The sequence below is a fragment of the Psychrobacter sp. 72-O-c genome, from assembly GCF_904846605.1.
Classification (GTDB): domain Bacteria; phylum Pseudomonadota; class Gammaproteobacteria; order Pseudomonadales; family Moraxellaceae; genus Psychrobacter.
The window spans coordinates 46,505-52,504 of the sequence record NZ_CAJHBI010000024.1; the positions used below are offsets into that span (position 1 = coordinate 46,505).

Sequence of the window (6,000 nt, forward strand, 5' to 3'; positions counted from 1 at the left end):
GCTTCTACTGCTTGTCTATAAATAGTTTTTAACTATAAGTACTTTTTTGAATGACTTAATCGGGTAGTAACAAGACTAGAAATTATCTAAATAATAAATCAATCATACCTTAATTCACGTTATGATAACGTATCAAGGGTTCAAAATCCTTGCTCAAGTACAAAATAATGGTAAAAATACCGCTAAATTTTTTAGGCAATTTGAATAGGTTTCTTTAATTGCTTTCGAGAAACAGACTATCAGCTATAATCAGACTTAAAAAAACAGCAGGAACATTAGAGGTAAATGAGACGAAGAGGATAGGCGTGGCGTTTATAATTATAAATAAGTCATACTTTTAGATACAAATTTCACGATAGTAATAACATTGTTCGCACTGACATTACAGTGAAAAAACAGCTAGAGTAATAACCTTATTCTAAGCCAAACTAATTTTGCGTTTATTAAAACCTTAAAGGCTGCTCGGATTTAAGTTTTTTAATCGTATTACTTTTCAACCAAAACACTTTAACGATAACAATCATTATACTAAGGATATAACAATGGCAAAGCGTAGCACTCTTTTTCAAGGTATTAGCGCAGTTGGTCACTTTACCCGTAGTAATCTCGAGCGTGTCGGTTCATTAATCGATAACGTCAATGCCAAAACGGGCAAGCCACGTCAATATAAAGCAGTAGATTTAGGGGATGAGGATTATCAGCAAGACTTATTCCGTGAGCAAACGCTAAAAACGACTCAGCAATTAATTGGTACACGCTTTGCAACTTATGGTAAGTATGCCAAAAAAGTAGTCCCTGATAGTTTGTTTCAATCGGTGATTGATGGCGCCTTTGTACAAGTAGCAAAATTGGCCGCTAATTGGAGCCAGCTAGATTTGCCAGCGGAGCATCGGTTCGCTGATATTGCCACATTAGACGACGAGCAACGTTATGCGTTAGCGACCGATATTGCCAATCAAAATCGAGCCCTAGCAACTCTAGGTGGCTTGACCGGTTTAGCGGGTCTGCCAGGTCTATTGGCGGATACTTTATGGTTACTATTGGTATCTTTACGTACCGTCTATCAGTTGGCGGCGGTTTATAATAAACCACTGACCGGTAAACAAGGTATAAAAATGGCTTATGAGCTACTCTCTAATGCTGATTTGAGTAAAATGCAAGAAAAACAAGCACTGTTAGCGGGTATTGGAATGGGTAAGGGCTTACTTGATAATGCGCAAAGCCGTGGCCTACACAGTGAGCTTAGAAACTTGGGACTTAAAAATAAGAACGTCAACTTCTATGCTGAACAAGTAGATAACATTGCGGGACAAGTAGGTATCGATTTGGATCAAATTGATTTAACTTGGATACGCCGCCTGTTACCGGTAACTGCCGTTGCAGTAGGCATGCGTTATAACAGTGGCTTAATTGATGAAGTCATTGGGGTCGCACAAGCTACCTTTGCACCAGAACCCAAGCTTGCCAATCGGGCAATTACTGACGATAGTAGTAGCGAAGCAGAAGTTAGTAAAACCACAGACGCTGAGCAAAAAGACTCAGACAGCAAGACTGATAAACAGTCAGAAAAAAACTCAGATAAAGCAGCCGACAAGCAATCAAATAAAACTAATGAATCTGGTGATAACAAAAAATCAGATAGCAAAAAAACTGCTGATAATGAGCAAAAGGTAGCTGCAAAGAAATAGCCATCAAAAATCAATAAACAATGTTGATAATAGGTGGTGTTGTCTTAAGAAAAGACTTGTTGGAGAAGATAGTTTCTAATAATCCTCAATAATATCTTGAAAAATAAGACAATATCACCATTTAACGCATAACGATTGACAAATTTATAGAAGTTATAGGTTTATATCGTTAGCTGCTTATTGTAACTGCTCAGGCTTAGCTGTATTGCTAGTCAATATTAGCGTATACTTAATGCATATATATTGAACGTTGTAAAGTAAAAATGCCTATAAGTGGTTGAAATTGCAACAACATATCTTTATAATACACTGTCCTAAAAATGGGTACCCCAAAAATCTACGTATAACGTTAGATGGCTGGTGGATTAGCCCATTTTTTTGTTTTATACCAAACGGGAGAAGCATGCCTTATGGCAACAACTAACCAATTGATTCGTAAGGGTCGCAAAACAATCAAGGAAAAGTCAAAAGTTCCTGCGTTGCAAGCGTGCCCACAACGTCGCGGTGTATGTACTCGTGTATATACTACCACGCCCAAAAAACCTAACTCTGCCATGCGTAAAGTATGTCGTGTACGTTTGACTTCAGGCTATGAAGTATCAAGCTACATCGGCGGCGAAGGTCATAACTTACAAGAGCACAGTGTTGTTCTTATCCGCGGTGGTCGTGTAAAAGATCTACCAGGTGTACGTTATCACACTGTTCGCGGTGCACTAGATTGCGCTGGCGTAAAAGACCGTAAGCAAGGTCGCTCTAAATATGGTGCGAAGAAACCTAAAGTTTAATATTAGCAATAATATTAACTTAGTGTCTATTTGTACTACCTATTAACTGTGCATGGGTTTGATGTTAGCGGTTTGAGCATTTTATTTAATTAAACTGCCGCCATAACACACCACCATGCAGTAAGGCTGACTGATAACTTTTACTCGCTCATAATATATTGATGCCAGTATGAGATTATGAATGTCAGACTCTCCTGAAGATAAGGAAATTTATTATGCCAAGACGTCGCGTCGTAGCTACCCGTGAGATCCTACCGGATCCTAAGTTTGGTAGCCAAGTCATCGCCAAATTCATTAACCACATAATGAGTGATGGTAAAAAATCTACTGCTGAGCGTATCGTTTACGGTGCTCTTGAGACCGTAAGCCAAAAGCGTAACATCGAAGATCCAGTAACTTTTTTCGAAGAAGTGCTCGAAAATGTTCGCCCAATGGTAGAAGTAAAAGCTCGCCGCGTCGGTGGTGCTACCTATCAAGTACCAATGGAAGTACGCCCCTCCCGTCGTACTGCATTGGCTATGCGTTGGTTGGCTGAAGCCGCTGCTAAGCGTTCTGAGAAATCAATGGCTCTACGTCTTGCAGGCGAATTGAGTGATGCATCAGAAGGCAAAGGTAATGCTATGAAAAAGCGTGATGAAGTTCACCGCATGGCAGATGCTAACAAAGCATTCTCACATTACCGCTTCTAAGGTCGCTTAAGACTTTAAGCCTTGGTCAATCAGACACAATTAGTTGTGGATTTGGTTGACCGGCGCCCATTTGAAATTTATAACTATATTGTTTATTTATTCTATTGGTTGCCGCCATCGTTAATTTAGCTACTGAGTGACTTATGTCATCAACCAGCTGAGATGGCGGACATCTATCATGATGATTTTGTCTTAAATCCAATGCCACTATATTCTTAGTATTTACTCTTTTTTGTCCGTATTAGGTTCATTAATCAGTAAGATGCCAAAGCCGATTGCTTTTGCAGGATATAATGTAGAGACCCCAAAAACATTAATACATAAACGACTTTCCTTAGGAAAACACTATGGCTCGTATAACCCCCCTAAAGCGCTATCGCAATATTGGTATCTCCGCGCACATTGATGCTGGTAAGACGACTACTACTGAGCGTGTTTTGTTCTATACCGGTGTCAGTCACAAAATTGGCGAAGTACATGATGGCGCAGCCACCATGGACTGGATGGAGCAAGAACAAGAGCGCGGTATTACCATTACGTCAGCGGCAACTACCTGCTTTTGGTCAGGTATGGCTAAGCAGTTTGATGAACATCGTATCAATATCATTGACACCCCAGGTCACGTTGACTTCACGATTGAAGTTGAACGCTCTATGCGGGTACTTGATGGTGCGTGCATGGTTTACTGTGCAGTAGGTGGTGTACAGCCACAGTCTGAGACCGTATGGCGTCAGGCAAACAAATATAAAGTACCGCGTCTTGCCTTCGTGAACAAAATGGATCGCGTTGGTGCTGATTTTTATCGCGTTATTGAACAAATCAAAACCCGTCTAGGCGGCAAGCCAGTACCTTTGGTTATCCCAATTGGTAAAGAAGATGATTTCGAAGGCGTGGTTGATTTAGTCACTATGAAAGCTCTTTATTGGGACGAAGCGTCTCAAGGTATGGAATACGAAGAGCGTGAAATTCCAGCTGAACTTCAAGAAAAAGCGGAAGAGTATCGCGAATATCTCGTAGAAAATGCTGCGGAAGCATCAGAAGAGCTTATGAACTTGTACTTAGACAATGGTGAGTTGTCTATAGAGCAAATTAATGGCGCTATTCGTCAGTTGACTATTGCTAACGAAATCATTCCGCTACTTTGTGGTACTGCCTTCAAAAACAAAGGCGTACAGAAGATGTTGGATGCGGTTATTCAATATCTACCAGCGCCAATAGACGTACCTGCTATTAAAGGTATTCTTAACGATAAAGAAGAAAGCGAAGGCTTCCGTGAAGCTTCAGATGACACACCTTTCTCAGCACTTGCTTTTAAAATTATGAATGATAAGTTCGTCGGTAACTTAACCTTCGTTCGTGTTTATTCAGGTGTTCTAAAGCAAGGCAGCAGCGTTTATAATCCCGTTAAAATGAAACGTGAGCGCGTTGGTCGTATCGTTCAGATGATGGCGAACACTCAAGAAGAGCTTTCAGAAATTCGTACCGGTGATATCGCCGCTTTAGTCGGCATGAAAGATGTGACGACTGGTGACACACTATGCGACGAAAGCAACGTAATCACCCTTGAGCGTATGGAATTCCCAGATCCAGTTATTAGTCTAGCGGTTGAACCTAAGACCAAAGCTGACCAAGAAAGAATGTCAATTGCTTTAGGTCGTTTAGCGAAAGAAGATCCATCGTTCCGTGTGCATACTGACGAAGAATCTGGCCAGACTATCATCAGTGGTATGGGTGAGCTGCATTTAGAAATTCTTGTTGACCGTATGAAGCGTGAATTTGGTGTTGAAGCCAACATTGGTGCCCCACAGGTTGCTTATCGCGAAACGATTCGTGAGACTGTCCAACAAGAAGGCAAATTCGTACGTCAAACCGGTGGTCGTGGTAAATTCGGTCATGTTTGGCTACGTCTTGAACCTATGGATCCAGCAGGCGAAGTGTTATATGAATTCGCTGAAGAAGTGGTTGGTGGTACGGTACCAAAAGAATTCCATAGTGCGGTTGATAAAGGAATTCAAGAGCGCATGAAAAACGGCGTCCTAGCTGGCTATCCAATCGTTGGCGTAAAAGCCACCTTATATGATGGTTCTTATCATGACGTTGACTCGGATGAGTTGTCATTTAAGATGGCTGGTTCTATCGCTTTCAGAAAAGGCTTCTTAGCTGCTAATCCAGCACTACTTGAGCCAGTCATGAAAGTTGAAGTTGAAACCCCTGAAGATTACATGGGCGATATCATGGGCGATCTAAACCGCCGTCGTGGTATGGTTCAAGGTATGGAAGATCTGCCTGGTGGTACTAAGCATATCCGCGCTGAAGTACCATTAGCAGAAATGTTTGGCTATGCTACTCAGATGCGCTCAATGTCACAAGGCCGTGCAACCTACTCAATGGAATTCCAAAAGTACGCTGAAATTCCAAAATCAGTTGCTGCTGAAATCATCTCTAAGTTCAACACTAAAGATGGCGACGAATAATTAAAAGCCAATTAATTATGGCAATATAGAGTATATCTTTGTATTGTCATTTGAGAATACGGCAATAACTTGTTAAAAGACTTGTTATTGGCCGTAATTTTCTTATAATATCTGCACACTGCATGTGCACCCTTTTAACAACTGTCTTAATGTGGTCAGTATTGGCTTAATATTTGTATAAATACTAAAAGTATTAACGCTGATTAAGCGCTGAACCCCAAATAAAGAGGAATAACTCATGGCAAAGGCCAAGTTTGAACGCAACAAGCCACACGTCAACGTCGGTACTATTGGACACGTTGACCATGGTAAAACCACCCTTACTGCTGCTATCGCAACAGTAGCCGCTAAAACCTCAGGTGGC

The 6,000-nt window shown here is 41.1% G+C and carries 5 protein-coding genes; all 5 read left to right on the forward strand.

Annotation, left to right across the window (positions count from 1 at the left end; genetic code table 11):
- Positions 1–542 precede the first annotated feature (542 nt).
- Complete coding sequence (locus JMX97_RS09815) at positions 543–1,688, forward strand: EcsC family protein (protein WP_201557634.1); 1,146 nt, start codon at positions 543–545, stop codon at positions 1,686–1,688.
- Between the two features lie 410 nt (positions 1,689–2,098).
- Positions 2,099–2,473, forward strand: a complete 375-nt coding sequence (rpsL, locus tag JMX97_RS09820; RefSeq protein ID WP_201557636.1) for a 30S ribosomal protein S12 — start codon at positions 2,099–2,101, stop codon at positions 2,471–2,473.
- Between the two features lie 215 nt (positions 2,474–2,688).
- The gene (rpsG, locus tag JMX97_RS09825; protein WP_201557637.1) at positions 2,689–3,162 is read left to right on the forward strand and encodes a 30S ribosomal protein S7; all 474 of its coding nucleotides are present in this window, start codon (positions 2,689–2,691) and stop codon (positions 3,160–3,162) included.
- A gap of 347 nt (positions 3,163–3,509) precedes the next feature.
- Positions 3,510–5,636: an elongation factor G gene (gene fusA, locus JMX97_RS09830; protein WP_201557639.1), complete on the forward strand. Its 2,127-nt coding sequence runs from the start codon at positions 3,510–3,512 to the stop codon at positions 5,634–5,636.
- 238 nt (positions 5,637–5,874) lie between these two features.
- Positions 5,875–6,000 (forward strand): GTP-binding protein (locus JMX97_RS09835; protein ID WP_227675427.1); only part of this gene is annotated, 126 nt, incomplete at its 3' end.

What these genes read in the sequence shown, in the direction of transcription:
- JMX97_RS09815 (WP_201557634.1), top strand. Translation starts at nt 543, where the DNA reads ATGGCAAAGCGTAGCACTCTTTTTCAAGGTATTAGCGCAGTTGGTCAC.
- rpsL (WP_201557636.1), top strand. Translation starts at nt 2,099, where the DNA reads ATGGCAACAACTAACCAATTGATTCGTAAGGGTCGCAAAACAATCAAG.
- rpsG (WP_201557637.1), top strand. Translation starts at nt 2,689, where the DNA reads ATGCCAAGACGTCGCGTCGTAGCTACCCGTGAGATCCTACCGGATCCT.
- fusA (WP_201557639.1), top strand. Translation starts at nt 3,510, where the DNA reads ATGGCTCGTATAACCCCCCTAAAGCGCTATCGCAATATTGGTATCTCC.